Origin of the sequence: Arthrobacter sp. 754, assembly GCF_040548695.1 — a bacterium.
GTDB lineage: Bacteria > Actinomycetota > Actinomycetes > Actinomycetales > Micrococcaceae > Arthrobacter.
On sequence record NZ_JBEPSC010000002.1, the window covers coordinates 595,982 to 621,639 of the forward strand.

Genomic DNA, 25,658 nt, shown 5'->3' on the forward strand with positions numbered 1-25,658 from the left:
GCGTAAACCAGGCGCCCTGAGCCCGGCAGCGTAGATTAAGTGGCCTGAACCAGGCTGTTCGCTCTAGGCGTTGTGCTCGAAGACGTCCGGAATTCCGTCGCCGTCGGCATCGCGGCGCTCATCCTGTTCCACCATCCGGTAGTGCCGGTTGCGCAGCCGGAGCACCACCGTTGCCAGCAGCGCTGCAACCAGCGAACCCGTCAGGATGGCAACCTTCGCATGATCGTCATGGGATGAGCCGGGGCCGAAGCTGAGCTCGGCAATCAGCAGCGAAACCGTGAACCCGACGCCGGCCAGCAGAGCAAGGCCCGCCACGTCGATCCAGGCCAGTCCGTCGTCGAGCTTTGCCCGGGTGGTCTTGGTCAGCACATAGGTGGTGCCGAACACTCCAACGGTCTTGCCGATGACCAGGGCGGCGACGATGCCGATCGCCACGGGATCGGTCAGGGCTGACCGGATTCCGTCAAAGCCCCCGAGTGCCACCCCTGCGGAAAAGAACGCGAAGACCGGTACGGCGAGCCCGGCAGACAGCGGGCGAAGGCGGTGCTCAAAGGATTCCGCCATTCCGGCGCCGGTTTCCCCGCGATTCCTGGATGCCAGGACCGGCACGGCGAAGCCGAGCAGCACGCCCGCGACGGTGGCGTGGATCCCGGAGGCATGGACCAGTGCCCAGGCAGCGAAGGCGAGCGGAAGCAGGAGATACCAGCTGCGGATGCGTTTCTGGACGAGAAGCGTGAACAGGCCCAGCGGAACCAGGGCAGCGAGCAGGAAGAGCGGCTGCAGGCCGGAGGAGTAGAAAAAGGCGATGATGCCGATCGCCAGGAGGTCATCCACCACGGCGAGCGTGAGCAGGAAGGTACGGAGCGCTGCAGGGAGGTGGCTGTTGATGACCGCAAGTACCGCCAGTGCAAAGGCAATGTCCGTAGCCGTGGGAATGGCCCAGCCCCGCAGGCTTTCAGCACCTTGGTTGAGGTTGACCAGGGTATAGATGATGGCGGGAACAGCCACGCCGCCCACGGCCGCAGCCACCGGCACCACCGCTTTGGACATGGTCCGCAGCTCGCCGGAGACGAACTCGCGTTTGAGTTCAAGCCCGGCGATGAAGAAGAAGATGGCCAGGAGCCCGTCGGAGGCCCAGTGGCCCAACGACAGCTGGAGATGCCAGGGCTCGAAGCCGATCTTCAGGTCACGAAGGGCAAAATACCCGTCGGCTGCCGCGGAATTGGCCCAGAAGAGGGCAATGGCGGTGGCAGCGAGAAGCAGTGCCCCGCCCACAGTCTCGAGCCTGAGGATCTCCGAGATCCTGAGGTATTCCGGGTAGCTGGAGCGGCTGAGGACTCTGGCAGCTGGCGGAAACAGACGGAAAGGGCGCTTGGCCATAACGGCTCCTGGTGGACTGAGGGGTCGGCAAATACATTGCCGACCAGACTTCCCGGCGCACCTTTGACCAGTTTAGCCGAGCAGGCCCATAACTCCGATCACCGCAGTGGCGGCTCCCAGCACCATCGAGATGCTGACCAGCACCACGTGGACCGTGAGGAACCTGGTGGCCTTGCCGGCAGAGTCCCTGGCGCGGGGATCCTTCATCACACGCTTCAGGAACTGCGGCCACACCACCAGGGACCAGACGCCGGCCAGGATCAGGATCCAGGCGGCGAAGAGCGGGAGCTCCACGGCCTTAGTGGCTTTCGAGCCAGGCCTGGGCCTGCTGTGACTGGAGGTTCAAAGCCTTGGCAACCATGGGCTCTGCGGCGGCTGCGATCTTGCTGCCGAGGAACGGAACCGAAGAGGTGACGTTGCCTTCGAGGTCGATCCGGGTGCTGCCGCCCTCGGCCACCAGGCGCTGGACTGCGGAGACATCCACCGGGGCACCTGCGATCTTCAGCGAGATGTTGCTTTGCCGTGAGCCGTCAGCTGACGGGGCGTCCCAGTTCTCCACCTGGGTCACGGAAAGGCTCTCACCCACGAACTTGCGGGCAATTTCGGGCAGGCGCGTGGTGGGCAGAGTGCGGACGGACGTGGTGCTGAATGCCCCGGCCACGTCACCGGTCACCGCAAAGGACTCAAGGGTCCCGCCTACGAGCTCACTGGTGTGCCGCTGGAAGTCCTCGTTCACCAGGACAGCTGCAACGCTGTCGACGGCGTGCGGAAGGGTGGTGGTTGCACTCAGTGCCATGAATCCTCCAGTGATTCTTCATTGTCGGAACGCTTTTTGCTCCCCACATCCTACGGGGCGGCAGGAAGGTTCTCAGAACCGGCGTCGGCGCTGGCCAGTTTCTGGGCGGCTGCGGTGATGTTCCGGGACATCGCCGGGAAGATGAGGCTGTGGAAGGGCAGTACCGCGAGCCAGTACAGCTTGCCGCTAAGGCCCTTGGGAAAGAAAATGGCCCGCTGGCGGTACCGGCTGCCGTCGCCGTCCGGTTCCACCGACAGTTCCAGCCAGGCACGTCCCGGGGCCCGCATTTCGGCCCGCAAACGCAGGAGTTTCCCGCGCTCGATCCGTTCCACCCGCCACCAGTCCACGACTTCGCCGGCCGCCAGGTTGCCGGGGTGGCGGCGGCCGCGCAGGAGCCCCGCCCCGCCGGTGAGCTTGTCCAGCCATCCGCGCACCTGCCACGCCAGCGGCAGGGAGTACCAGCCGTTCCGGCCACCGATTCCCTCGATGATGGTCCACACATGGGCGGGATCGACGTTGCCGTGGAAGGACCGCTCATCCACGTAAACCTTGTGGCCGGCCCAGTCCGGATCGCTGGGCAGGGGATCGGCATCGGCGCCCGCGTTGGCCCAGGTGGTTTCCACCTGGCCGTCCCGCTCCTTGCCCAGCGCGAGGGCGACGGCGGTACGGTAGCTGGTCAGGCCGCCCTCGGGCTGGGGGATGTACTGGTCGATGTCGTGCTCGCCGGACACGGCGTCGTCCTGCAGCGACTGGACGAGGGGCAGCGCCATGGACAACGGAATGGGCGTGGTCAGGGCCACCCACATGCCCGCAAGCTTGGGCGCGGGTATGGGCAGCGCCAGCACCACGCGGTAGGGCAGCCCTGCCTCGGCAGCGTATTCCTTCATCATGCCTGCATAGGTGAGGACCTGCCGGCAGCCGATATCGAACGTGCGGTTGATGTGCCCTTCCAGTGACGCGGCGCCCACGAGGTAATGCAGTACGTCCCGGACGGCAATGGCCTCGATTTTGTTGCGGACCCAACTGGGGGCCGGCATGAAGGGGAGGGTCTCGGCCTGGTGCCGGATCATCTCGAAGGACGCCGAACCGGAACCGATCACCACGCCGGCCTGGAAGACGACCGCATCCACCGGGCTGTCCAAAAAGACTTTACCCACGGCCTCACGCGAACGCATGTGCGTGGACAGCTTGGCGTTGGCGGGATGAAGGCCCCCCATGTACACGATCCGGGAGGTACCTGCGTCCGCGGCCGCTTTGGCGACGGTCTCCGCCATTGCCTTCTCCTTGGCCTCGAAACCGGCGCCGGCGGCCATGGAGTGGACAAGGTAATACAGGACGTCGACGCCCGCCAGCCCCTGCCGCAACACCTCTCCGTCGTCAAGGCTGCTCTGGATCACTTCCACCTTCTGCAGCCACGGCACGCCTGCGATCTTCTCCGGAGAGCGGACCAGGACCTTGACGCGGTGCCCGGCCTCCAGAAGCCGGGGAATGAGCCGGCCGCCGATGTAGCCGGTAGCCCCGGTGACCAGGACCGTTCTGGCCGCAGCGTGCTGTGGTGTCTCGGTTGTGCCCGTCATGCTGACTCCTTCTTCTCACTTTGTCGTTCGGAGCGGAGGGGCGTCCGGACGGCCGTGGGTCCTGAAAGCTTAGTCCGGCGCATCGCGCGGTAGGCTGGGAATACCCGGGATTCTTGCGAATTTCGGGTATTCGTGTTGCCTGCGATCCCCATGAACACCACAGGAGCTTCCGCCATGAGCCTCACCGGCCCGTCCCATCACGGCCCGTCACTCGACGGACTGCGCCGCGTCCTCGCCGGAGACCGGACCTTCGCCCGCGTCCGGGCCGAGGCCGGCAGGGGGTTCGACGTCAGGGGCCAGGACTACCAGATCAGCGCCCCGGCGGGCCTGCGCGCCGTGCTGCTGGCGGAAATGGCTGACGGGCTCTCTGAATCCGCCAAAGAAAATGGAACAGCCGACGGCGGGAAGGCCCCCGTGGTGCTCGCCGTCACCGCCACCGGCCGCGAGGCGGAGGATCTGACCGCAGCACTGCGGGCCTACCTGCCGGCAGACGCCGTCGCTGAGTTCCCGAGCTGGGAGACACTTCCACACGAGCGGCTTTCGCCGCGCTCGGACACCGTCGGCCGCCGGCTTTCGGTCCTGCGCCGGCTGGCGCACCCGGAAACCTCGACGGCGGGCCACCTGCGGGTGGTTGTCGCCCCGGTGCGCGCCGTGGTCCAGCCGATCGTGGCCGGGCTTGGCGAACTGGTTCCGGTCACGCTGAAGGTGGGCCAGGAAATGCCGTTCACCGATGTGGTGCGCCGCCTCGCGGACGCCGCCTACGCCCGGGTGGACATGGTCACGCACCGTGGCGAGTTCGCCGTCCGCGGCGGCATCATCGACGTCTTCCCGCCCACGGAGGACCACCCCATCAGGGTGGAGTTCTTCGGCGACGAAGTGGACCAGATGCGCTGGTTCGCCGTCGCCGACCAGCGCTCGCTGTCCTCGCCCGGCCTGCACCACCCCACCGAACTGCATGCCCCGCCGTGCCGCGAGATCCTCATCACGCCGTCGGTGATGTCCCGTGCCGCCACGCTGAAGGCGCAGCTGCCCGCAGCAGCGGACATGCTGGAGAAGATCGCAGGCGGCATCACGGTCGAAGGCATGGAGTCGCTTGCGCCGGTGCTGGTGGACGCCATGGTCCCGTTTGTGGAGCAGCTGCCCCAGGGGTCGATCTCCGTGGTCATTGAACCGGAAAAGGTGCGTACCCGGGCCCACGACCTCGCAGCGACCAACGAGGAATTCCTGGAGGCCGCCTGGTCCACCGCGTCCGACGGCGGCACGGCACCGCTCGACCTGACATCCCAGGCCTCGGAGGCACTGCATTCGGCCAGCTTCCGTTCGCTGGCGGAGACCCGCAGCTTCTCCCTGGGACACGGGGTCTCCTGGTGGTCCATCACCTCCCTGGTGCAGGACGAGGAATTGCTCCCGGAGATCGACGTCCTGAACCTCCACGCCCGGGAACCCCGCGGCTACCAGGGCGATGTTGCCGAGATGATGGAATTCATCGGCTCGCATGTCCGGGACCAGTGGCGGATCGTGGTGGCCACGGAAGGCCCGGGACCGGCGCAACGCCTGGCCGAGCTGTTCCACGACGCCGACATCCCGTGCGCCCGGGTGGACGGCCTCGACCACGAACCCCAGGCGGGCATCATCGAGGTGACCACTGCCGCCGTCGGACGCGGTTTTGTGCTGGACGGCCTCAAACTGGGGCTGCTGACCGAGGCCGACCTGCTGGGCAGGACGTCCGCAGGGTCCACCAAGGACATGCGGCGGATGCCGTCGAAGCGGCGGAACGCCGTGGACCCGCTGCAGCTGCTGGCGGGGGACCATGTTGTCCACGAGCAGCACGGCATCGGGCGTTTTGTTGAGCTGATCCAGCGCAAGGTCGCCGGCGGTGGCGACGGCGTGCGCGAATACCTGGTCCTGGAATACGCCCCTTCCAAGCGCGGCGCCCCCGGGGACAGGCTGTTTGTCCCTACCGACCAGCTGGACCAGGTCACCCGCTACGTCGGCGGCGACACTCCCACGCTGAGCAAGATGGGCGGCTCGGACTGGGCGAGCACAAAGTCCAAGGCACGCAAGGCGGTCAAGGAGATCGCCGGCGAGCTCATCCGGCTGTATTCGGCGCGGATGGCGTCCCGCGGGCATGCCTTCGGCCCGGACACTCCGTGGCAGCGGGAGCTGGAGGAGGCGTTTCCCTATGTGGAGACGCCGGACCAGCTGACCACCATCAACGAGGTCAAGGCGGACATGGAGCGCGAGATCCCCATGGACCGGCTGGTGTCCGGTGACGTGGGCTACGGCAAGACCGAGATCGCCGTGCGTGCTGCCTTCAAGGCAGTCCAGGACGGGAAGCAGGTGGCCGTCCTGGTGCCCACCACCCTGCTGGCCCAGCAGCACTATGAGACCTTCACCGAGCGCTTCTCCGGCTTCCCGCTGCGGGTCAAAGCGCTGTCCCGGTTCCAGGGGACCAAGGAAACCAAGGAAACCGTGGAGGGAGTCAAGAGCGGCTCGGTGGACGTCGTCATCGGCACCCACCGCCTGCTGTCCAAGGACTTCGCGTTCAAGGACCTCGGCCTGGTCATCGTGGACGAGGAACAGCGTTTCGGGGTGGAGCACAAGGAAGCGCTGAAGAAGATGCGCACCAATGTGGATGTGCTGGCCATGAGCGCCACGCCCATCCCGCGTACCCTCGAAATGTCACTGACCGGCATCCGGGAAACCTCCACGCTGGCCACGCCGCCGGAGGAACGCCACCCGGTGCTGACCTATGTTGGGCCGTACACGGACAAGCAGACCTCGGCGGCGATCCGGCGCGAACTCATGCGCGAGGGGCAGGTCTTCCTGGTCCACAACCGTGTGTCGACGATCGAACGGACGGCCGCCAAAGTCCGCGAACTCGTTCCGGAGGCCAGGGTGGAGGTGGCCCACGGGCAGATGTCCGAAAGCCGGCTTGAACAGATCATCGTGGACTTCTGGGAAAAGCGGTTCGACGTGCTGGTGTGCACCACCATCATCGAGACAGGCCTGGACATCTCCAACGCCAACACCCTGATCGTTGATGGCGCCGACAAATACGGGCTCTCCCAGTTGCACCAGCTGCGCGGACGCGTGGGCCGCGGCCGCGAACGGGCCTACGCGTACTTCCTGTACCCCTCGGAGAAGCCCCTGGGCGAGGTGGCGCTGGAGCGGCTCAAGGCAGTGGCAACCCACAACGAGCTGGGCGCGGGCATGCAGCTGGCCATGAAGGACCTCGAAATCCGCGGCGCGGGCAACTTGCTCGGCGGCGAGCAGTCCGGCCATATCCAGGGCGTCGGGTTTGACCTCTACATCCGCCTGGTGGGTGAGGCGGTGGCTGACTACCGCGGCGATGCCGAGGAGAAGGCCGCCGAGATGAAGATCGAACTGCCCGTGAACGCCCACCTGCCGCACGACTACGTGCCGGGGGAGCGGCTGCGCCTGGAGGCGTACCGCAAGCTCGCATCAGCGGTGACGTACGAGGCCATCGAGGAGGTCCTTGCCGAACTGGTGGACCGCTACGGCGAGCCGCCCCTGCCGGTGCAGAACCTCATTGCCGTGGCCCGCTTCCGGGTGGGTGCCCGCGAAGCCGGCCTGTCCGACGTCGCGCTCCAGGGCAACTTCATCAAGTTCTCGCCCGCCCAACTGCCCGAGTCCAAACTCATGCGGCTGACCCGGATGTACCCCGGGTCCCAGTCCAAGCCTGCTTTGGACGCGGTGCTGATCCCCAAGCCGAAAACGGCAAGGGTCGGTGGCAGGGACCTGCAGGACGCCGAAATCCTGGAATGGGCCAACGGCGTCATCAGCAATATCTTCGCTGACGTGGCGGTTGCTGCCTCACCTTCGGGGAACTGACCTTGATGGGAGGACACCACGCCGCGTCGGGCGCCGCGGCGTGGGTCGCTGTTGCCTCAACCGGGCCGTACACCCTGGGCTGGTACCCGCTGGACGCCGCCGGAATCGTCATCGGGGGCATGGCGACGGCGGGCACGGCGCTGGTGTGCGACTGGGACCACCGGCACAGCACTGTGGCCCGGTCGCTGCCCCCGCTGTCCAACGTCATCGCCGTCGGCATCGAAAACGCCAGCGGCGGGCACCGGCAAGGTACCCACTCGGTGCTCGGTGCGGCGTTCTTCGTGCTGCTGGCCACCCTGGCCGGCCAGATCCAGCTGCAGACGCAGTGGGGGCTGCTGTCCGTGGGCGCTGGCGTGCTGTGCATGTTCCTGATCAACATCGCGGCCAAAGCCTTGAAACTGTTTCCGAAGTCCGGGTTCCTCACCAACTGGATCTTCGGGCTGGTGATGGCAGGGCTGGTGACCTGGTACGCGCCGGAGCAGTGGACGTGGCTGCCCGTGTCCATGCTGATCGGGGTGGTGGTGCACATCGTCGGGGACATGATCACCACCGGAGGGGTCCCGCTCCTCTGGCCCATCGTCATCAGGCCGCCCAGGTTCCTCCGCAAACTGCCGGTCCTCAACGACATCTGGCGGGCCAACGGCGCCTTCTCCGTCCCGCTGCTGGGCAGGGCGGGGTCCAAGCGGGAGTGGCTGGTGCTGATCCCGGTCAGCGCCTACGCCATGGTGGGGATGTGCGTCGCGGCCTGGGCCCTGGCAAAGGCGCATTTCCCCACTGCCATGGCGCTGGGCAGCAGCGTGGTCAGCAGGCTTTTTGGCGCGGGCTGAGGCATGCCCCTAAGAGGCTGCAGGACCACGAAAAGGGCCGGGGCCCCGGAATGATCCGGAGCCCCAGCCATCAAAGGTTCAGAGTGTTCTCAGTGCTCGCCGGCTGAGTCGGAGCGGCCCAGCACGGTCATCGGAATCCAGAAGGCCAGGGCGAACAGCCCAAGGCAGATGGCCATGGGCCAGTAGTTGTCCAGCGTCAGCCACGACAGCGAGTAGACGGAGCCCAGGAACAGGGCAATCATGACCACAAAAAGGGCGATGCTGGTGACGAGGCTGTTCTCGTTCTGCGGGGTCTGGATGGTGCCCGCCCGGGCACTGCCGGATTTGCCCGTGTTTGCCTGGCCGGTGATCTTGCTGGACATGCGTTCCTCCTTGGCCCCGTGGGGCTTTACCTGTGGAAGCCCGGCTGCGCTGTCAGTAGGCGGATGAACCCTGTTCACCCTTGACGATGGCAATGCCGGAGCTGGCACCAATACGTGTTGCACCTGCAGCAATCATAGCCTGAGCGTCGGCGAGCGACCGCACCCCGCCGGAGGCCTTGACGCCTAGGTCAGGACCCACAGTGCGCCTCATCAGGGCGATGTCTTCGGCGGTGGCCCCGCCGCCGTTGAACCCGGTTGAGGTCTTGACGAAGTCCGCCCCCGCCTCGACGGCCGCCTGGCAGGCAAGGACCTTCTGGTCATCACTGAGGAAGACGGTTTCGATGATGACCTTCAGGATGGCCCCGCTCGCGTGGACGGCCTCGGCGACGGCGGAGATGTCCTCCACGAGCGCGCCCTTGTCGTTTGCCCGGGCAGCAGCAATATTGATGACCATGTCCACTTCATCCGCGCCGTCCAGGACCGCGCCGCGGGCTTCGAAGGTTTTGACGTCGGTGGGGGTGGCGCCCAGGGGGAAGCCCACAACTGAGCAGGTCAGCACACCGGAACCCCGAAGGGCGGTTTTCACTGTCTTGACCCAGGCCGGGTTTACGCAGACTGACTTGAAGCTGTATTCGGCTGCCTCGGAGCACACTTTCAGGATGTCCGCTTCGCCCGCTTCCGGCTTCAGCAGGGTGTGGTCGATGTAGGAAGCGATGTTGCCCGGCGCTGAGTCCGTGCCCGCTCCGGGGTGGTTCACAGGAGTGGCTTCGTTGCTCATGATGGTCCTTTCCATGTGGCCTTGTGGGCCGCCGGTGCCACGATGTCGGTGGCTGTTCAGGTGACCATCTTGCCACAGCGCCGGCACCGGTCTGGGTGGCTCAGGCGGCCAGCTTGAGGGCCGTACCGGCGGGGGCTGAGGTCATGAGCTGGGTGGCGCAGACCCCCGCGGCTGATGCCGCTGCCACCAGCAGGCCCAGCCGGACGCCGTCGAACGCTGCAGCGTCCCCGATGGCCCAGATCCCCGGCACCGACGTCCGGAAGTCCCGGCTGATGACGATGCCGCCGTTGGCCGCAGTCTGCAGGCCTGCGCTGGCCGCCAGGCCGTCCCGCGAGACGCGTTCCTCGGCAAGCACCACGAGGTCCCCGTTCATGCTGCTGCCGTCGGCAAAGATGACCCCGGACGAGCCCAGCACGGATCCGGACGACGCCGGAACAACGGCGGCGGGGCGGACCGTGGTCCGGATGGGACGGACGCCGCGGGCACGGAGTACCGCTTCGGCCTGCCCGGCCGCAGCGCCGGTGCCCACCAGGATTCCCAGCGGCCGCCGGCCCAGCCCCTTGGTGATGTCCATGACGGCCTCGCCGATGCGGGCGGCGTCGTCAATCGTGGAGTAGCTCAGGCAGTGGCCGGACCCCTCAACGGGCGCGTCCAGCGGTGCGGATCCGGTGGCGATGACCAGTTGGTCATACGCGAATTCCATGCCATCGGCGGTGGCGACGGTGCGGGCCTCGGCGTCGATGTGGCTGGCCGGCTGGCCGAAGCGGACCGAAACCTGGGGGAGCAGGGCCAGTTCCAGGAGTTCCTCGGGTGCGTCGTCACGGTTGCTGAGAACGGTCGCAGTGCCGCTGAACCTGGCACCGCTAAGCTGCCTGACCAACGCCTGGGCGGCAGGGCCGGCGCCCGCGATGACGATGCGCTGTGCGGAGGAGAATGAGGTGGACGGTGCCGGAGCGGACATGTGCTGGCCCTTTCGCTGGCGGCCGCGTCAACGGCCGGAACTTCATGATGGACCCAGCGTAGGCCCCGGCTTTTTCGGTTGTGTTTCCCCGTCATTGCTGCTCTTCCGGGGCCCGTTCGCCAATGTTTACCGGCCGGTAACACATCCGGTGACCCCCGTCTCATTCACGCCTTAAACGGAAACGAAACGGGGGGCGGGAGGACTAGACGCGGAGGCGGTAACCGCGCTTGACCACGGTCTCCACCAGCCGTCCGTCCGGCAGGGACGAGCGGAGCCGGCTGACGGTCATGTCCAGGGCGTGGACCGAGCCGCGCAGTTCCAGGAGTTCGGACAGCGATTCGCGGGACAGCACAGCACCGCCGGCCCCCAGCAGCGCACGCAGCAGCAGCAGGGGAGCAGGTGCCAGCTCAACTGGCTGGCCGTCGATGCGCAGGCTGCGACCGCGGAGCTCGATGTTGCCGGACCGGGTGTCCAGCCGCCGCACGTGGTTCAGGGCCAGGTGCTCGCAGACCAGCCGGATCAGTGCCCCCATCCGGAATCGCTCAGGGATCAGCGGGGTCACGCCGGCGTCGAGCAGCGGCTGGGCTGTCACCGGGCCGACGACGGCTGTGGTGACCGTGGTCTGCAGGCTCTCGATGAGCTGCTTGTAGACACCCATCTCGTGCGCTGTGCTCCACATCGCGTCCACTGCTGGGGCGCTGGTAAAGGTCAGGACGTCCAGGTTGCCGCTGCAGGCCGCTTCGATGAGGCGGGGAAGCCGGTCCTCGCCGTCGGGCTTCACCCAGCGGTAAGGGGTAACTGTCAGGACGGTGGCGCCGGACATCCGCAGGCGTTCAAGCTGACGGACATCCGTGTAGCCGTGAAGCTGCACCACAACGGTCTTGCCCCGCACACCCTCGGCCAGCAGCATGTCCACCAGCGTCGCGGTGGTTTCGTCGCTGCTGATCCCGACGTCGGCAAGGCCTGCCGCGCGTACGGCACCACGGGCTTTGGGCCCGCGGACGAACATCCGGCAGTTTCCGAGGGTTTCCAGCAGCTGCTCACCGATCCCGAAGGAGTCCGCCGCTTCACACCAGCGGCGCATGCCGTAGGCGGTGGTGGCGATGCAGAGGTCCGGTTTGGCGGCGATAACAGCCTTGGTGTCCTCGATGAGGCGGATGTCCTCCTGAACTGGTGCGATCTTCAGGGCAGGGGCGTGCAGCACCTCGGCACCGCGGCGTTCCAGGGCCTCGATCAGGTCCTGGGAGCGCCGGTGCGAGGTGACGCCGATGCGGAAACCCTCAAGCGGCGAATCCGCGGTATCCCGTCCGGACGCTTCCTCAGTCTGGGACGGGGCAGCCCCGGGAGCTTCGGTCGGTGCGAGTGCGTTCATGGGGGTCAATCCTTTCACGAGCCCAGCAGCGAGGCCGCCAGCCGGTCCAGGTCGGCGGCGGCCTCGGCATGCCCGCGGTTGGCCTCAGCCACGCGAACCACCTCGCCGATGACCAGCACAGCGGGATTGCTGCAGCCGGCTGCGGCGGACGTGATGGTGCCCAGATCCGCGATGGTGGTGCGCTGTCCCGGGCGGTAGCCGCGTTCGACGACGGCCATGGGCATGTCGGCGCGCATCCCCGCCTTGCGGAGCCCGGCTGCGAGCTGGTGCAGGGTTCCGATGCCCATCAGGACAACGATGGTCCCGCCCAGGCCTGCGAGGTGGGTGTGCTCCTTGTGGGTCAGCGGGGCGTGCCCGGAGACCACGGTGAACATGTGGCTGACTTCGCGGTGGGTCACCGGAATTCCGGCCGCAGCCGGCACCGAGATAGCGCTGGTGACACCGGAGATCACGCGGACGGGGACGCCCGCCGCCACACAGGACGCCACTTCTTCGCCGCCGCGGCCGAAGACGTACGGATCGCCGCCCTTGAGCCGGACCACGTTGTTGCCTTCCAGAGCGGAGGCAATCATCAGCTTCTCGATATCGGTCTGGCTGACTTTGTGGTGGCCGGGCTTCTTGCCGACATCCACCAGCTCGGCCGAGGTCAGGGACGGCAGCTCCTGGTAGGGGGCGAGCCGGTCATAGAACACGACGTCGGCATCGCGGAGCGCCTTCACGGCGGCAGCGGTCAGCAGTTCAGAGGTGCCGGGGCCGCCACCCACCAGGGTGACGTGGCCCGCGGGTCCGGCAGCCGGCTCAACGGCGACCGGGATGCCGGTGGCGCGGCACCGGTCCAGCAGGGCTTCCCAGCCGGGCTGGCCGTCGTCGACCGCTGCCACCAGGAAAGGGCGCTCGGGGAGCGGCCCGTCGTGGCTGGCACCCTGCGGGGTGCTGAGGCGGGAGACTGCCGCGCCGGCGGCCTCGTAGCGCCGGACCGCCTGGCGGGCGGCGTAATCGGATCCGGTGACCAGGACTTCGCGGCCGGTGAGATCAATGCTGAGCTGCATGCCTATACCTCGTTCTCGTCGCGGGGCCTCATGGGGATGGAAGCTCCGATGAGGACCTTCCCTTTTTCTTCAGCGGTGGCGGGCCGGAACTGGCCGCGTTCGTCCGACACGAAGGTGATGGAATCGTCCTTCTGGTCCGGTGCGTTGACGAAGGAGCGGAACCGGCGGAGGCGGTCGGGATCCTTGAGGGTGTCGGCCCATTCGTCCACGTAGGTGTCAACATGCTTGGCCATGGCGGCTTCGAGGTCCGCGGCGATGCCCAGGGTGTCCTTGACCACCACGTCCTCCACGTGCTTGATGCCGCCGTCGAGCTCTTCCTGCCAGCGCGCTGTGCGCTGCAGGCGGTCAGCGGTGCGGATGTAGTACATGAAGTAGCGGTCGATGTACTTGATCAGCGTCTCGTCGTCGAGGTCCTTGGCGAGCAGCTGGGCGTGGGCCGGGGTGGCACCGCCGTTGCCGCCCACGTACAGGTTCCAGCCGTCCGCGGTGGCGATCACGCCGACATCCTTGCCGCGGGCCTCGGCGCATTCACGGGCGCAGCCGGAGACGCCCATCTTGAGCTTGTGCGGGCTGCGGAGGCCGCGGTAGCGCAGTTCAAGCTGGATGGCCATGGCCACCGAGTCCTGCACGCCGAAGCGGCACCAGGTGGAACCGACACAGGACTTCACTGTGCGCAGGCTCTTGCCGTACGCCTGGCCGGATTCGAAGCCGGCGTCCACCAGTTCCTTCCAGATCTCCGGAAGCTCCTCCAGCCGTGCACCGAACATGTCGATGCGCTGGCCGCCGGTGATCTTGGTGTACAGGTTGTACTTCTCGGCCACGGCGGCGATGACGCCGAGCTTCTTCGGGGTGATCTCGCCGCCGGCGATGCGGGGGACCACCGAGTAGGTGCCGTCCTTCTGCATGTTGGCCAGGGCGCGGTCGTTGGTGTCCTGCAGGGTGCCGCGGCCGGCGTCCAGGACGTAGGCGCTGTTCTGGCTGGCCAGGATGTTGGCGATGGTGGGTTTGCAGATGTCGCAGCCGGCTCCGGTGCCGTACTTGGCCATGATTTCCTCGAAGGAGGACAGCTCGAGGACGCGGATGGTCTCGAACAGTTCCTGGCGGGAGAGTTCGATGTGCTCGCAGAGGGCCTTGGAAACCTCGACGCCGGACTTGGTGAGCTCTGTTTCCAGTAGCTTCTTGAGCATCGGGACACAGGAACCGCAGCTCGTCCCGGCCCGGGTGCAGCCCTTGAGCTCGCCGAGTTCCTGGACGGGAGCGTTGCCGTCGCAGGCGCCGCAGCCGTTGACGGTGTCGCGGATGGTTCCGGCGGAGACGTTGTTGCAGGAACACAGGATGGCGTCGTCGGGGAGTTCGGTGTCCGGGGCGTCGCCGCCGCCGGCCGCCGTGAGGTAGGCGCCCGGCTCGGCGCTGAGTTCACGGCCCAGGAGCGGGCGGAGGCTGGTGTAAGGCGTTGCGTCGCCCACGAAGATGCCGCCCAGCAGGGTCTTGGCGTCATCGGTGGTGACGATCTTCTGGTAGACGCCGCGGGCGGGGTCTGCGTAGACGATTTCGAGGGAGTGCTCGGTCTTGGCGAAGCCGTCACCGAAGCTGGCAACGTCGACGCCGGAGAGCTTGAGCTTGGTGGCAGTGTCGAAGCCGGGGAAGGTGGCCTCGCCGCCGTGCAGGCGGTCGGCCACGATCTCGGCCATGGTGTTGGCAGGAGCAACCAGGCCCAGGCACATGCCGCCGTAGTTGGCTACCTCGCCGATGGCCCAGATGCCGGGCACTTCGGTGGCGCAGTAGTCGTTGATGACCACACCGCCGCGCTGGCCCAGGCTGAACACCTGTTCTTCGCCCTCGGCGGCGCGGAAGAGTTCATCGCGGGGCCGGACGCCGATGGCCACGATCACGAGGTCAGCGTCAATGACGCGGCCGTCGGCCATCAGGACACCGGTGACCTGGCCGTCGTCGTCGGACAGGACTTCCGAAGGGAAGACGCCGCCGTGGACTGCGAAGCCCTTGGCCTTGATGAGCCGGCCCATTGCCTGGCCTGCACCCTCGTCAAGCTGCGTGGCCATCAGCCACTGCGAACCGTCAATGACGATCGGGTTGGCGCCCAGCTGCTCGGTGCCGGCGGCCGATTCGAGTCCGAGGAGCCCTCCACCGATGGTCACGGCGTTGACCTTGCGGCCGAGCTTCTCCGTGAGCTCGGTGATGGCCTTGTTAATCGCCCACACGTCTTCGAGCGTGCGGTAGACGTGTGTGTGCTCGGCCCCGGGGATGGGAAGTCTGGCCGCATTCGAACCCGTGGCAACTACGAGGTCGTCGTATTCGAAGACGCTGCCGGCCGCCGTTTCAACGGTCTTGGCCTCGGCGTTGATCTTGACCACGCGCTCGCCGGTCTTCAGCGACAGGGAATCGTGGTCCCACATGGAGGCCGTCCCGAGCGTCAGGTCCACTTCGGAGTCGGTGAGGGCCTTGGAGAGCGCCACCCGGTCGTAGGGGAGGTGTGCCTCCTCGGTGAGGACCGTGACATGCCAGCCATCGAGGCCGCGGGAATGCATAGCGTCGGCAAAACGGTGGGCGGCGGGGCCGCCACCGGCGACGACGATGCGGCGCGTGGTCTCGTTGCTTGAAGTCTGTTCGGTCACTGTGGGCCTTTCGCATGGGCCGCAAACGGAATTCTGCGGCTTTCTCTGACGAGGTGTTGCTTCAACAGTAGGGAGCCGCAGTTTCGCTTCAGTTTCCCAATTGTTTCGTGACCTTAACTTCTGCATCACGAACGCGTTTCCGACCGGGTGAGTTCTCTTTTACGCGCCGGACACATTCACCGCACGCCATCGAAACACCAGCTGCCTAGTTTGGTAGTACGGCCGCAGAGGTGGCCTGACAGACACGCAGCACAGCAAACAGACAAGCACAGCAAAACGCACGGGGAGAGGAGCCGGACATGACGGCAACACTGGAACTTGGGGCGCTCGCCGCCGAAACCGGCACGGCACCGAACGCAGCCGGACTGGTCACGGGCTGGCACCGCGTCTGTGCGGTGGAGGAGCTTGAGCTGTCCTGGGGCGAGGCAGCGCTCATCGCAGGCCGCCAGGTGGCACTCTTCCGGACCGGCCCCAGCGAAGTTTTCGCAGTGGCCCACGAGGACCCGGCCACCGGCGCCCACGTAATGGCCCGCGGCATACTGGGTTCGCGCGGCTCCCGCCCCACCATCGCCTCCCCGCTGCACAAAGAGGTCTACGACCTCGAAACGGGTGAATGCTTCGGAACAGCGGCAGTGCGCCTCGAAACCTTCAGCACCCGCGTTTCGGATGGATTCGTCGAGGTCGAGGCCTAAGCGGCTTCGCCTGAGTCGGCTTCGCCTGAGTCGGCTTGGCTAGAGGCCCAGGGCCTCGCGGACATCGCCAAGCACGCTGTCCAGGGCGGCGCGCGCCGCCTGCCGCGCCTCGGGCAGTTCAGCCGCTGACTCCACCGGGCGAAGGACTTCCAGGTAGCACTTGAGCTTGGGTTCGGTCCCGCTGGGCCTGATGATCACGCGGGTCTGGTCCTTGGTGAGATACAGGAGGCCATCGGTGGGCGGCAAGTGCCCGCTCCCCTCCGCGAGGTCCACGAAGGTTTCAACCGCCGAAGAACCGAACGATTCCGGTGCGCTGACGCGGAGCCGGTTCATCATGGCGTCGAGCAGGCCCGAATCAGCCACCCGGATGCTCAGCTGGTCGCTGGCATGGAGTCCATGCCGCAGGTAGAGCTCATTGAGGGTGTCGAAGACGGTCTTTCCGTCAGCTTTTGCGGCGGCGGCCAGTTCCGCAATGAGGACAGCCGCCGAGATCCCGTCCTTGTCCCGGACCAGGTCCGGCGCAACACAGTAGCCCAGGGCTTCTTCGTAGCCGTAGAGGAGCCCGGGCACCCGGGAAATCCACTTGAACCCCGTCAGCGTCTCCTCATGGGCATACCCGGAGGCCGCGGCGATGCGGGCGAGCAGGCGCGACGACACGATCGAACTGGCGAACACGCCGGCACCCTTGGAACCTGCCCTGTCCGCCCCGGCGGTGCCGGCGCCGCCCGCACCCCCGGTACCGCCCGCGAGACGGGCCACAATGTGCGCGCCCAGCAGGGCGCCCACCTCATCGCCGCGCAGCATGCGCCAGGCCCCGGTGTCCGGATCTTTTGCTGCGACGGCGGCACGGTCCGCGTCGGGGTCGTTGGCGAGCACGATGTCCGCATCAACCCTGGCGGCCGTCGCGAGCGCGAGGTCCAGCGCCCCCGGCTCTTCCGGGTTGGGAAAGTTCACGGTGGGAAAGTCCGGATCCGGCTCAGCCTGTTCCGCCACGAGGGTGACATCGGCAAAGCCTGCGGCGTTCAGGACCGCGACGGCGGTTTCCCCGCCGACGCCGTGCATGGGCGTCAGGACGATTTTTAGGTCACGGGCGGGAAAGCGTGCCGGATCGGCGAGTGCCGCCGTCGCCCGTTGGTAGTCCGCCGCGATGGAGGGGTCCAGGACGGTCCAGCCGTCCGCGGCGAGGGCGATGGATTCCAGGGCGCCCACGGCGGCGATCCGCGCGGCGATCATGCCGTCGTAGGGGGCCACGATCTGCGCGCCCCTGCCGCTTTCCTCCACGGCGTGGCGGCCCAGGTACACCTTGTAGCCGTTATCCTGCGGCGGATTGTGGCTGGCGGTCACCATCACGCCGCCGTCGCAGTCCAGGGCCCGGACCGCGTAGGCGAGCAGCGGCGTGGGCAGCGCGGCGGGCAACAGGAAGGTTTCAATCCCGGCGGCGGCAAAGATGGCCGCGGTTTCCTCGGCGAAGACATCGGAGTTGTAGCGGGCGTCGTAGCCGACGACGGCGCGCGGCCGGGTTCCGGGGGCAGCCTCGCGCACGGCGTCGGCCAGGAAAGCAGCCAGTCCGGCGGCCGCGCGGCGGACCACCACCCGGTTCATCCGGTTTGGTCCTGGCCCGAGCGCTGCCCGCAGGCCGGCGGTGCCGAACTGCAGCGTCCCGTTGAAGCTGTCGGTGAGTTCCTGCAATGCGGCAGGGGAGCCGTCTTCCGAAAGCCGCAGCAGCTCAGTGAGTTCTGCGGAAGTGGCGGGATCCGGGTCTTTGGCAGCCCACTCGCGGGCTCGGCTGAACAAGGACTCGGCATCGGAGGACGTCATGGTCCCCACGCTATCGTCATTGCCCACGGAACCGTTCCTTGAACACTCAATGGTGGGAGCGGAAAGCCGAAATCCTTGACAGCCGGATTTCTGGACAAGTAACGTCGCGAATATGAAAATGGGGCAGGGAGTTGAATGGGGGCTGCACAGCTGCGTGAACATGTCCTGGACGCCTGCGGGGGAGGCCGTCAGCAGCGCACGCCTGGCCGAGTTCTACAAACTTCCTGCCGCATACCTGAACAAGCAGCTCCAGGCGCTGGTGCGCGCGGGGATCCTGAGCTCGGTGTCCGGTCCCCGGGGCGGCTTTTCCCTGGCGCGGCGTCCGGAGAAGATCTCGGTCCTTGACGTGGTTCTGGCCATCGAGGGAAACGAGGATGCCTTCCGCTGCGAAGGAATCCTCCGCGACGCACCCGGCGGGGACATGGACGCGGACTACGCCCGGACGTGCCTCATTTCCCAGGCCATGCGCCACGCTGAGGTGACCTGGCGGACCGAGCTGTCCCGGCAAAGCATCGCCGGGATCGCCCAGTCCATCGAACGCCGGTTTCCCGAGGCCCGGGGGAACACCGTCAAGCAGCTCGTCGGGGCCAGATCCTGAATCCCTCTTTGAAAGCAACGCGGGGTCACTTAACGCCCAAAAAAGGGCTCCGGATGGGCATTTAGTGACCCCGCGTTGCCCTAGAGTTTGGCGATGATTCCGGCCAGCAGTTTCGAAATGCGCGGCCCGGCGGCCTGGCCGGCTTCGAGGACCTCCTGATGGCTGAGCGGCATCGGGCTGATGCCGGCGGCCAGGTTGGTCACCAGCGAAATGCCGAACACCTCCATGCCCGCGTGCCTGCCCGCGATTGCCTCCAGGGCAGTGGACATACCCACCAGGTCAGCACCGATCCGTTTGGCAAACTGGACTTCGGCAGGGGTTTCGTAATGCGGTCCGCTGAACTGGGCGTAGACGCCCTCGTCCAGTGAAGCGTCGACTTCGCGGGCCAGGGCGCGGATGCGTGAGCTGTAGAGATCTGTCAGGTCAACGAAGGTTGCCCCTTCCAGCGGGGACGTGGCGGTGAGGTTTATGTGATCTTTGATGAGGACCGGCGTCCCCGGAGCCCAGTTCTCATTCAGGCCACCACAGCCGTTGGTGAGGACCAGTGTCTTGCAGCCGGCGGCCGCGGCCGTCCTGATGCCGTGGACCACGGCGCGGACCCCTTTGCCTTCGTAGTAGTGGGTCCTTGCACCCAGGACCAGTGCGCGCTTGCCTTCCTTGGTCAGGACGGAGCGGATGGTGCCGACGTGTCCTTCCACTGCCGGGGCATGAAAGCCGGGGACTTCGGAGGCGGCCAGGGTGGCGGTGGTGTCACCGATGAGGTCGGCGGCCTCCGCCCAGCCCGAGCCCAGGACGAGGGCGACGTCGTGGCCCGCCACGCCTGTCGCCTCGGCGATGTAGGCGGCGGCGGAGCGCGCGGCGAGGAAGGGGTCGGTGGCGGGGAGGTCTGTATTACTCACTGGTACAAGCTATCGCGCCAGCGCCCGCAGCGCACGGCGTCAGGTGGTGGTCCCGGTTCGGATGGGAGAGAATGGTTGATTGTGACTACGCACCCTGATTTCAGCTCACCCCGGATCGCAATCCTGGGAGGTGGCCCGGGCGGATACGAAGCCGCCATGGTGGCCGCCTCACTGGGGGCGCAGGTCACCATCATCGAACGCGCCGGCCTCGGCGGCTCGGCGGTGCTCACCGACGTCGTGCCTTCCAAAACCCTGATCGCGACGGCGGACCTGATGACCCGCGTCGGCGAGGCGGACGAGCTGGGAGTGAAGTTCGACGTCGACGGCGGCGACTTTGTGCCGGTGATGCGCGCAGACCTCAAGCACATCAACGACAGGTTGCTGGGCCTGGCCCGCCAGCAGTCACGGGACATATCCACCGGGCTGGAACAGCACAACGTCCGCATCCTGATCGGTTCCGGCCGCCTGGTGGACACGCACACCATCGAAGTCCTGACCGCGGACGGCACCGAGATGGTCGAAGCTGACACGATCCTCCTTGCGGTGGGAGCGCATCCCCGCGAGCTCCCCACCGCCCGGCCGGACGGCGAACGCATCCTCAACTGGGCCCAGATCTACGATCTGGACGAACTGCCGGAGGAACTCATCGTGGTGGGTTCCGGTGTGACCGGGGCTGAATTCGCCTCGGCGTACAACGGCCTCGGCTCCAAGGTCACGCTCATCTCCAGCCGTGACCGGGTGCTGCCGGGCTCGGACACCGACGCCGCCGAAGTGCTGGAGGAAGTCTTCAAACGGCGCGGCGTGACTGTTCTCTCCCGTGCCCGGGCCGAGAGCGTCGAACGGACGGACGACGGCGTGGTGGTCACGCTCGGCGACGGGTCCAGGGTCACCGGCAGCCACTGCCTGGTCTGCGTGGGCTCCATTCCCAACACCGCCGGCATCGGACTGGAAGAGGCCGGGGTGGCGCTGACCGAGGCCGGCCACATCAAGGTGGACGGCGTTTCCCGCACCACCGCACCGAACATCTACGCCGCCGGTGACTGCACCGGTGTGCTGGCGCTCGCGTCCGTGGCTGCCATGCAGGGCCGGATCGCCATTGCGCACTTCCTGGGCGACAGCGTCATGCCCCTCAAGCTGCACCAGGTCGCGTCGAACATCTTCACCTCGCCCGAGATCGCGAACGTGGGTGTATCGGAGGACGAGATCCACTCCGGCAAGTACCAGGGCGACGTCATCAAGCTGTCCCTTAAGAGCAACGCCCGCGCCAAGATGCGCAATCACAAGGACGGTTTCGTCAAGATCTTCGCGCGCAAGGGCTCCGGCACCGTGATCGGCGGGGTTGTTGTGGGACCGAACGCGTCAGAACTGATCTTCGCCATCTCCATCGCCGTGAAGCAGAAACTCCACGTGGACGACGTCGCCAGCACCTTCACCGTGTACCCATCGCTCAGCGGCTCCATCTCAGAAGCTGCCCGGCGCCTGCACGTCCACATGTAGCACCGAAGGGCCGCGCCGGCCCACTGCTACACTCTGCTCATGATCGGGCTTCCCTTTGCGGGAGATGGGCTGGTGCATGGCGGTCTCGTAGGGCTGGGAATCTTCGCAGCCCTCTTGTTTTACGCCTACGAAAAGCGCCGCCGGGGCCTCACCGATCCCCGTCTCTGGCCTATTGCAGGTTTCGCAGTCGCCTTCGGTGCCATTGGCTCCAGATTGCTTACCTGGGACGTTTCCCGGCAGGTCTCGCTCGCGGACTGGTGGGGCAACGGGGACCGCAGCATCCTCGCGGGGCTTGTGGGCGCGTGGTTCGGCGTCCATTTGGGCAAGCGGCTGACAGGTTACCGTGAGCCCACCGGCGATCTGCTGGCACCCGCCGTAGCCCTGGCGCTGGTCATCGGACGGATCGGTTGCCTCCTGACCGAACTGCCGGGCACTCCAACCGGCGGAACGTGGGGGATCGCACTCACCCCGGCGCAGGCTGCATTGTTCGGCGCGCAGCCCGGAGTGGGCCTCCATCCGTCCTTTGCCTACGAAATGGTGTTCCACCTTGCGGCATTCGCGGTGATGTGGCGGTTTCGTGACCGCTTGCCCCATCCAGGCGATCTCTTTATCTGCTACGTGAGCTCCTACGCCCTGTTCCGGTTCGGGGTGGAGTTCGTCAGGGGCAACGAGGTGCTCTGGCTGGGGATGAGCCGCCCCCAGTGGTTCCTCCTGGTGATTCTCCCCCTGCTGCTCTGGCGGATGCAGCGGGTCTTCGGGAAACCTCTCCGCCCGCAGTTGGAAGGAACAGCGGCATGAACGAGGACAAGCCCGACATCCCGTGGGACCCGTCCAGACAGCCCGGGCAGGAGGAAACGCCGGCTGAACCGAGGCGTGGCTCCATGGTGCTGGGAATCCTGTTGGGGGCGCTGGCGCTTTATGCCCTCTATTTCGGGACAACAAGCGGTATCGCTCCGGATCAGGGGTACAGGACCTTCCTCGCCGGGCCTGCAGCGTTCATACCCATCGCGGTCTATCTGGCGGGAGCCATCGTGCTGGCGGTCAGGCCCAGCACATCCCGGTGGGGTACCGGGCTGCTGATTGGCCTGGGGGTCTTCACACTGGTCGGTGGAGGCATCTGCGTCATGGCCCTCTCTCAGATGAGTAGCCGGATATGAATCCGTCCCCGTTCTCTTCCGGCCAGGCTATGCCCGGCCCCGGGCAGCCGTTGCGCGGGGACCGGATCCACCGGTACGTCACGGGATTCTGTCCCCGCTGCCACGAGGGGAACCCTGAACTCGCGCAGGTCCGGCGGCTCTCCGGCGCGCTGCTGATCCGTGATGACCGGGTGTGGCTCGAGCGGGGCTGCCCGGACCACGGCCTTATCAGTACCTTGTACGACGAGTCTCCCGAAATCCTGCGCTACCTGGAGAAGTGGCAGGCGCCCACCAAACAGCACGTCCCCGACCGGGCAGACAATTTCCGCCAGGTGCCGGAAGCCTACGCCTACGGGCTGCCCGCCATGCAGACGCAGCACACGTGCATCCTCCTGCAGGACATCATCGAGCACTGCAACCTGCGCTGCCCCACGTGCTTCACCGCCTCCGGCCCCCAGCTGCAGGGGGTGGCCCCGCTCAGCGAGGTTCTCGCAAACATCGACACCCGGCTGTCGCGCGAAAACGGCCGTCTGGACGTGCTGATGCTCTCCGGCGGCGAGCCGACGCTTTACCCCCACCTCGCCGAGCTTCTAAATGAGCTCGTAGCCCGGCCGATCGTCCGGATCATGGTTAACACCAATGGCATGCTGGTCGCGACTGACGACGACCTGCTCGCGCTGCTGGCCGAACACCGGGACCGGGTGGAGGTTTACCTCCAATACGACGGCCCGTCGAAGGAAGCATCCATCCACCACCGCGGCGGGGACCTTACCCGCTTCAAAGACGCAGCGATCTCGCGACTGTCGGAGGCGGGCATCTTCACCACTTTGACGATGACGGCCACACTGGGCGTCAACGACGGTGAGGTGGGCGCCGTCGTCATGAGGGCCCTGGAAACCCCGTTCGTGGGCGGGGTTGCCCTACAGCCGGTGTTCGGTTCAGGGCGCGGCCACGGCATCGACCCCACGGACAGGCTCACCCATACAGGCGTACTCGACCGGCTCGCGGAGCAGACAGGCGGGGTGGTCTCGTGGCACGACCTGACGGCACTTCCGTGCTCGCATCCGCATTGCGCTTCCGTGGGGTACATGCTCAAGGACGACTCGGGGGTCTGGCGCTCGCTGACCGCCCTCATCGGGCACGACCAGCTGCTCGCCTGGCTGGAACTCAATCCTGACAGCATCGCCAACCGCATCGCCGACAGCGCCATCCCGCTCGAGCTGCGCAACCTCATGAAGTCCTCCCTGCTGGACCTGCTGAGCGAGCAGTCCTCGCTGTCCCACCCGCGCACCATGGATCTCTGGAAGAACATCTGCACCCAGTGCGACCTCGGCATCGGCACGCTCACCACACTCGCGGCCGGCAAGCTCCCGGGCCAGCAGCAGCGGCTGCGCAGGCTGCTCGCTGAACGGGTAACCCGCATCATGGTCAAGCCATTCATGGACATTTCGACCATGATCGAGGAACGGCTCACGCAGTGCTGCGTCCACGTGGGAACAAAGAGCGACGACGGCGCTCACCAGTGCGCTCCGTTCTGCGCTGTCCAGGCGTGGCCTGCACTGGCCAGGCAACGGATGAGCACAGCGACAGGCACGCGGCTTCTCCCCGTCCGCCAGGTTTGAGCCAGCCATAACAAGGAGGTCCGATGAGTTCCGCATCTGATGCCCGGCGTATCGCAGCCGGGCCATTGCCGTCGCAGCTGGTCCGCTCCAGGCACTCAGCCCGGCACGGACACGGGCCTGGCCCTGAAACGGATCCGCAGTCCGCACCGCCGTTTGATCCGCTGCGCCTCTGCATCTTCGCAACGGTCGCCCTGCTGGGCTGGGCAGCCGGTCCGGTGGCACTGGCTGTGTTTGCTGCCATCGGGGTCGCTGGTTACTGGAAAGCGCGCCGGAGGGGCCTCACGAAGTCGAAATGCTACCTCAGGGACACGAGGCTGGTGCTGGCATATCTGGGGATCCTGCTCGCGGCGGGGTTGTGGGGGATCTACGCGTTGGCGGCGCGCCTGGTGGGCTGATCCGGCCCGTGTTGTCCCCCGAACCGGCCGCAGGGCCTTTCGCCCTGCCGGTCACCAGCGTTTTCAGGTAGCGTGGCGGCATGAGCACAGCACTGGAGCGTCCGCGCAACGGAAAAATCATCGCCGGCGTCTGCGCCGCACTCTCCGCCCGCTTCGGAATTCCGAAGTTCCTGGTCAGGCTGGGGTTTGTCATCTTCGGCATAGTCGGGATCGGTGAGCTGGTCTACGTCGCCTTATGGATCATGATTCCCAAAGCCCCGGCCTAGCGTCCGGCCCCGCACCACGGCTCCGGCCAGCATCACTGCTCCGGCAGGCCAGGACGGGGACGTTCGGCCCTACTTCGGCAGCCCGCTGCGCGCACACAGTGGAACATGGCCAACATCTACATCCCCTATGGCAGCGTTGAAGGGCAGACAGCCCGGATCGTTGAGTACATTGCCGACTTGGTCCGTGCCCACGGACACGAGGCGGAAACGGTGGACCTCAAGCACTCCGCCGCCAGCAGCATCCCCAACGGCCACGACGGTGTGATCGTCGCGGCCTCGATCCATATGGGCAAGCACGAGGGCTTTGTGGCCGACTTTGTCCGGCAGAACCGCGCTGAGCTGGAGCGGCTCCCGTCCGCACTGATCTCGGTCAGCCTCGCCGCCCACGGCGCCGAACACGATGCTGAGGGCTACGTCGCGGAGTTCGAGGAACAGACCGGCTGGCATCCCGAGCATGTCGGAATCTTCGCCGGGGCCCTGCTTTACACCCAGTACAACTTCCTCAAACGCCAGATGATGAAGAAAATCGTCCGGGACAAGGGGTCCACGGACCTGGACACGTCCCGCGATTATGTCTACACCGAGTGGGACGGCGTGAAGCGCTTCACTGAGGATTTCCTGGCGGGAGTGCCTGCCCCGTCGCCTCAGGACCAGGCGTAACGCAGGTCAGGATCGGGCGTAGGCCGGGACCACGTCCACCGGTGAAAACGGCGTGAACCAGCGCTCGAAGCCAAGACCGACGACGTCGTCATCGGCTCCGTCAGGACCCTCTGAGTACAGCCCCTGGCTGTCCGCATCCTCCAACAGGACTTCCTCTACCTCTGCCAGCCAGTCTTCGGGCAGGTCCAGTTCGTAGATGTCCTCGGTGATTTCCGCCTGATCGAGCAGGCACCGGACCGCCAGTTCTGCCGAGATGCAGCCGGGGGCGCTCCAGCCGCGGCCCAGGGATGCTGCCACGTCCGAGGCCACCACAATGAACTTTTGGGTGAACTGCACCTCATAGCGGGGTCATATCATCCGGGTGGGGATCAAGGCCCAGCAGCTCCAGGCTCAGCCCGGTCAGCTTCCCGGCGTCAGCCAGCAGTTCACCGGTGATGTCGTCGTCGTCGGCGCTCATGGCCCCGATGCTACCGGTCCGACGCTCC

Annotated in this window: 24 protein-coding genes; 11 read left to right on the forward strand and 13 right to left on the reverse strand. The window is 66.6% G+C overall.

The window, feature by feature from the left end; translation table 11 throughout:
* Positions 1-63: 63 nt before the first annotated feature.
* The 4 genes from nhaA to ABIA70_RS08220 all read right to left on the reverse strand — a co-directional run bounded on the left by nhaA (position 64) and on the right by ABIA70_RS08220 (position 3,753).
* Positions 64-1,380, reverse strand: coding sequence for a Na+/H+ antiporter NhaA (gene nhaA, locus ABIA70_RS08205; RefSeq protein ID WP_354147090.1), 1,317 nt, complete (start codon positions 1,378-1,380; stop codon positions 64-66).
* A 72-nt stretch (positions 1,381-1,452) separates the two neighbouring features.
* Positions 1,453-1,674 carry an SCO4848 family membrane protein gene (locus ABIA70_RS08210; protein WP_354147091.1) on the reverse strand — a complete coding sequence of 74 codons (222 nt, stop codon included), beginning with the start codon at positions 1,672-1,674 and terminating at the stop codon, positions 1,453-1,455.
* A 4-nt stretch (positions 1,675-1,678) separates the two neighbouring features.
* Entirely contained in the window at positions 1,679-2,176 is a 498-nt protein-coding gene (locus ABIA70_RS08215; RefSeq protein WP_354147092.1) for a DUF2505 domain-containing protein, read from the reverse strand.
* 50 nt (positions 2,177-2,226) lie between these two features.
* Complete coding sequence (locus tag ABIA70_RS08220; RefSeq protein ID WP_354147093.1) at positions 2,227-3,753, reverse strand: SDR family oxidoreductase; 1,527 nt, start codon at positions 3,751-3,753, stop codon at positions 2,227-2,229.
* Between the two features lie 174 nt (positions 3,754-3,927).
* On the opposite strand from ABIA70_RS08220, the gene mfd reads away from it, so the two are divergent.
* Positions 3,928-7,608 carry a transcription-repair coupling factor gene (gene mfd, locus ABIA70_RS08225; RefSeq protein ID WP_354147094.1) on the forward strand — a complete coding sequence of 1,227 codons (3,681 nt, stop codon included), beginning with the start codon at positions 3,928-3,930 and terminating at the stop codon, positions 7,606-7,608.
* Positions 7,609-7,613: 5 nt separating this feature from the next.
* On the forward strand, positions 7,614-8,435 hold the full coding sequence (locus tag ABIA70_RS08230) for a metal-dependent hydrolase (protein WP_354147095.1): 822 nt from the start codon (positions 7,614-7,616) through the stop codon (positions 8,433-8,435).
* Positions 8,436-8,524: 89 nt separating this feature from the next.
* Here ABIA70_RS08230 and ABIA70_RS08235 read toward each other — a convergent pair whose 3' ends face one another.
* From ABIA70_RS08235 to nirB, 6 genes are all read right to left on the reverse strand, one after another.
* On the reverse strand, positions 8,525-8,797 hold the full coding sequence (locus ABIA70_RS08235; protein WP_354147096.1) for a hypothetical protein: 273 nt from the start codon (positions 8,795-8,797) through the stop codon (positions 8,525-8,527).
* A 52-nt stretch (positions 8,798-8,849) separates the two neighbouring features.
* Complete coding sequence (deoC, locus tag ABIA70_RS08240) at positions 8,850-9,575, reverse strand: deoxyribose-phosphate aldolase (protein WP_354147097.1); 726 nt, start codon at positions 9,573-9,575, stop codon at positions 8,850-8,852.
* A 100-nt stretch (positions 9,576-9,675) separates the two neighbouring features.
* Complete coding sequence (locus ABIA70_RS08245) at positions 9,676-10,536, reverse strand: FAD-dependent oxidoreductase (RefSeq protein ID WP_354147098.1); 861 nt, start codon at positions 10,534-10,536, stop codon at positions 9,676-9,678.
* A gap of 202 nt (positions 10,537-10,738) precedes the next feature.
* Positions 10,739-11,908, reverse strand: coding sequence for a uroporphyrinogen-III synthase (locus tag ABIA70_RS08250; RefSeq protein WP_354147099.1), 1,170 nt, complete (start codon positions 11,906-11,908; stop codon positions 10,739-10,741).
* A gap of 14 nt (positions 11,909-11,922) precedes the next feature.
* Positions 11,923-12,957 carry a uroporphyrinogen-III C-methyltransferase gene (gene cobA, locus ABIA70_RS08255; RefSeq protein WP_354147100.1) on the reverse strand — a complete coding sequence of 345 codons (1,035 nt, stop codon included), beginning with the start codon at positions 12,955-12,957 and terminating at the stop codon, positions 11,923-11,925.
* 2 nt (positions 12,958-12,959) lie between these two features.
* Positions 12,960-15,590, reverse strand: a complete 2,631-nt coding sequence (nirB, locus tag ABIA70_RS08260) for a nitrite reductase large subunit NirB (RefSeq protein WP_354147101.1) — start codon at positions 15,588-15,590, stop codon at positions 12,960-12,962.
* A 299-nt stretch (positions 15,591-15,889) separates the two neighbouring features.
* Between nirB and nirD the strand changes: the two genes are divergently transcribed.
* On the forward strand, positions 15,890-16,282 hold the full coding sequence (nirD, locus tag ABIA70_RS08265; protein ID WP_354147102.1) for a nitrite reductase small subunit NirD: 393 nt from the start codon (positions 15,890-15,892) through the stop codon (positions 16,280-16,282).
* A 39-nt stretch (positions 16,283-16,321) separates the two neighbouring features.
* On the opposite strand, the gene ABIA70_RS08270 is transcribed toward nirD, so the two are convergent.
* Entirely contained in the window at positions 16,322-18,100 is a 1,779-nt protein-coding gene (locus ABIA70_RS08270) for a phospho-sugar mutase (RefSeq protein WP_354147343.1), read from the reverse strand.
* A gap of 112 nt (positions 18,101-18,212) precedes the next feature.
* Here ABIA70_RS08270 and ABIA70_RS08275 point away from each other — a divergent pair, with 112 nt between their 5' ends.
* Positions 18,213-18,698, forward strand: a complete 486-nt coding sequence (locus ABIA70_RS08275; protein WP_354147103.1) for an RrF2 family transcriptional regulator — start codon at positions 18,213-18,215, stop codon at positions 18,696-18,698.
* An 80-nt stretch (positions 18,699-18,778) separates the two neighbouring features.
* On the opposite strand, the gene ABIA70_RS08280 is transcribed toward ABIA70_RS08275, so the two are convergent.
* Positions 18,779-19,597, reverse strand: coding sequence for a purine-nucleoside phosphorylase (locus tag ABIA70_RS08280; RefSeq protein WP_354147104.1), 819 nt, complete (start codon positions 19,595-19,597; stop codon positions 18,779-18,781).
* Positions 19,598-19,678: 81 nt separating this feature from the next.
* Between ABIA70_RS08280 and ABIA70_RS08285 the strand changes: the two genes are divergently transcribed.
* The 7 genes from ABIA70_RS08285 (at position 19,679) to ABIA70_RS08315 (ending at position 25,173) form a co-directional block, all read left to right on the forward strand.
* Positions 19,679-21,094: an NAD(P)H-quinone dehydrogenase gene (locus ABIA70_RS08285; protein WP_354147105.1), complete on the forward strand. Its 1,416-nt coding sequence runs from the start codon at positions 19,679-19,681 to the stop codon at positions 21,092-21,094.
* A gap of 39 nt (positions 21,095-21,133) precedes the next feature.
* Positions 21,134-21,892, forward strand: coding sequence for a prolipoprotein diacylglyceryl transferase (locus ABIA70_RS08290; RefSeq protein WP_354147106.1), 759 nt, complete (start codon positions 21,134-21,136; stop codon positions 21,890-21,892).
* On the forward strand, positions 21,889-22,251 hold the full coding sequence (locus ABIA70_RS08295) for a hypothetical protein (RefSeq protein ID WP_354147107.1): 363 nt from the start codon (positions 21,889-21,891) through the stop codon (positions 22,249-22,251). Before ABIA70_RS08290 ends, ABIA70_RS08295 begins: the two co-directional genes overlap by 4 nt.
* Complete coding sequence (locus tag ABIA70_RS08300) at positions 22,248-23,852, forward strand: radical SAM protein (protein ID WP_354147108.1); 1,605 nt, start codon at positions 22,248-22,250, stop codon at positions 23,850-23,852. Before ABIA70_RS08295 ends, ABIA70_RS08300 begins: the two co-directional genes overlap by 4 nt.
* Before the next feature lie 23 nt (positions 23,853-23,875).
* Positions 23,876-24,247, forward strand: a complete 372-nt coding sequence (locus ABIA70_RS08305) for a hypothetical protein (RefSeq protein WP_354147109.1) — start codon at positions 23,876-23,878, stop codon at positions 24,245-24,247.
* A gap of 80 nt (positions 24,248-24,327) precedes the next feature.
* Positions 24,328-24,513 carry a PspC domain-containing protein gene (locus ABIA70_RS08310; RefSeq protein WP_354147110.1) on the forward strand — a complete coding sequence of 62 codons (186 nt, stop codon included), beginning with the start codon at positions 24,328-24,330 and terminating at the stop codon, positions 24,511-24,513.
* Between the two features lie 105 nt (positions 24,514-24,618).
* Positions 24,619-25,173, forward strand: coding sequence for a flavodoxin domain-containing protein (locus tag ABIA70_RS08315; RefSeq protein WP_354147111.1), 555 nt, complete (start codon positions 24,619-24,621; stop codon positions 25,171-25,173).
* A 6-nt stretch (positions 25,174-25,179) separates the two neighbouring features.
* Here ABIA70_RS08315 and ABIA70_RS08320 read toward each other — a convergent pair whose 3' ends face one another.
* Positions 25,180-25,509, reverse strand: coding sequence for a hypothetical protein (locus tag ABIA70_RS08320; RefSeq protein ID WP_354147112.1), 330 nt, complete (start codon positions 25,507-25,509; stop codon positions 25,180-25,182).
* Positions 25,510-25,658: the final 149 nt, after the last annotated feature.

Coding starts and splice junctions, on each gene's coding strand:
- nhaA (WP_354147090.1), bottom strand. CDS start 1,380: ATGGCCAAGCGCCCTTTCCGTCTGTTTCCGCCAGCTGCCAGAGTCCTC.
- ABIA70_RS08215 (WP_354147092.1), bottom strand. CDS start 2,176: ATGGCACTGAGTGCAACCACCACCCTTCCGCACGCCGTCGACAGCGTT.
- ABIA70_RS08220 (WP_354147093.1), bottom strand. CDS start 3,753: ATGACGGGCACAACCGAGACACCACAGCACGCTGCGGCCAGAACGGTC.
- mfd (WP_354147094.1), top strand. CDS start 3,928: ATGAGCCTCACCGGCCCGTCCCATCACGGCCCGTCACTCGACGGACTG.
- ABIA70_RS08230 (WP_354147095.1), top strand. CDS start 7,614: ATGGGAGGACACCACGCCGCGTCGGGCGCCGCGGCGTGGGTCGCTGTT.
- ABIA70_RS08235 (WP_354147096.1), bottom strand. CDS start 8,797: ATGTCCAGCAAGATCACCGGCCAGGCAAACACGGGCAAATCCGGCAGT.
- deoC (WP_354147097.1), bottom strand. CDS start 9,575: ATGAGCAACGAAGCCACTCCTGTGAACCACCCCGGAGCGGGCACGGAC.
- ABIA70_RS08245 (WP_354147098.1), bottom strand. CDS start 10,536: ATGTCCGCTCCGGCACCGTCCACCTCATTCTCCTCCGCACAGCGCATC.
- ABIA70_RS08250 (WP_354147099.1), bottom strand. CDS start 11,908: ATGAACGCACTCGCACCGACCGAAGCTCCCGGGGCTGCCCCGTCCCAG.
- cobA (WP_354147100.1), bottom strand. CDS start 12,957: ATGCAGCTCAGCATTGATCTCACCGGCCGCGAAGTCCTGGTCACCGGA.
- nirD (WP_354147102.1), top strand. CDS start 15,890: ATGACGGCAACACTGGAACTTGGGGCGCTCGCCGCCGAAACCGGCACG.
- ABIA70_RS08270 (WP_354147343.1), bottom strand. CDS start 18,100: ATGACGTCCTCCGATGCCGAGTCCTTGTTCAGCCGAGCCCGCGAGTGG.
- ABIA70_RS08275 (WP_354147103.1), top strand. CDS start 18,213: ATGAAAATGGGGCAGGGAGTTGAATGGGGGCTGCACAGCTGCGTGAAC.
- ABIA70_RS08290 (WP_354147106.1), top strand. CDS start 21,134: ATGATCGGGCTTCCCTTTGCGGGAGATGGGCTGGTGCATGGCGGTCTC.
- ABIA70_RS08295 (WP_354147107.1), top strand. CDS start 21,889: ATGAACGAGGACAAGCCCGACATCCCGTGGGACCCGTCCAGACAGCCC.
- ABIA70_RS08300 (WP_354147108.1), top strand. CDS start 22,248: ATGAATCCGTCCCCGTTCTCTTCCGGCCAGGCTATGCCCGGCCCCGGG.
- ABIA70_RS08305 (WP_354147109.1), top strand. CDS start 23,876: ATGAGTTCCGCATCTGATGCCCGGCGTATCGCAGCCGGGCCATTGCCG.
- ABIA70_RS08310 (WP_354147110.1), top strand. CDS start 24,328: ATGAGCACAGCACTGGAGCGTCCGCGCAACGGAAAAATCATCGCCGGC.
- ABIA70_RS08315 (WP_354147111.1), top strand. CDS start 24,619: ATGGCCAACATCTACATCCCCTATGGCAGCGTTGAAGGGCAGACAGCC.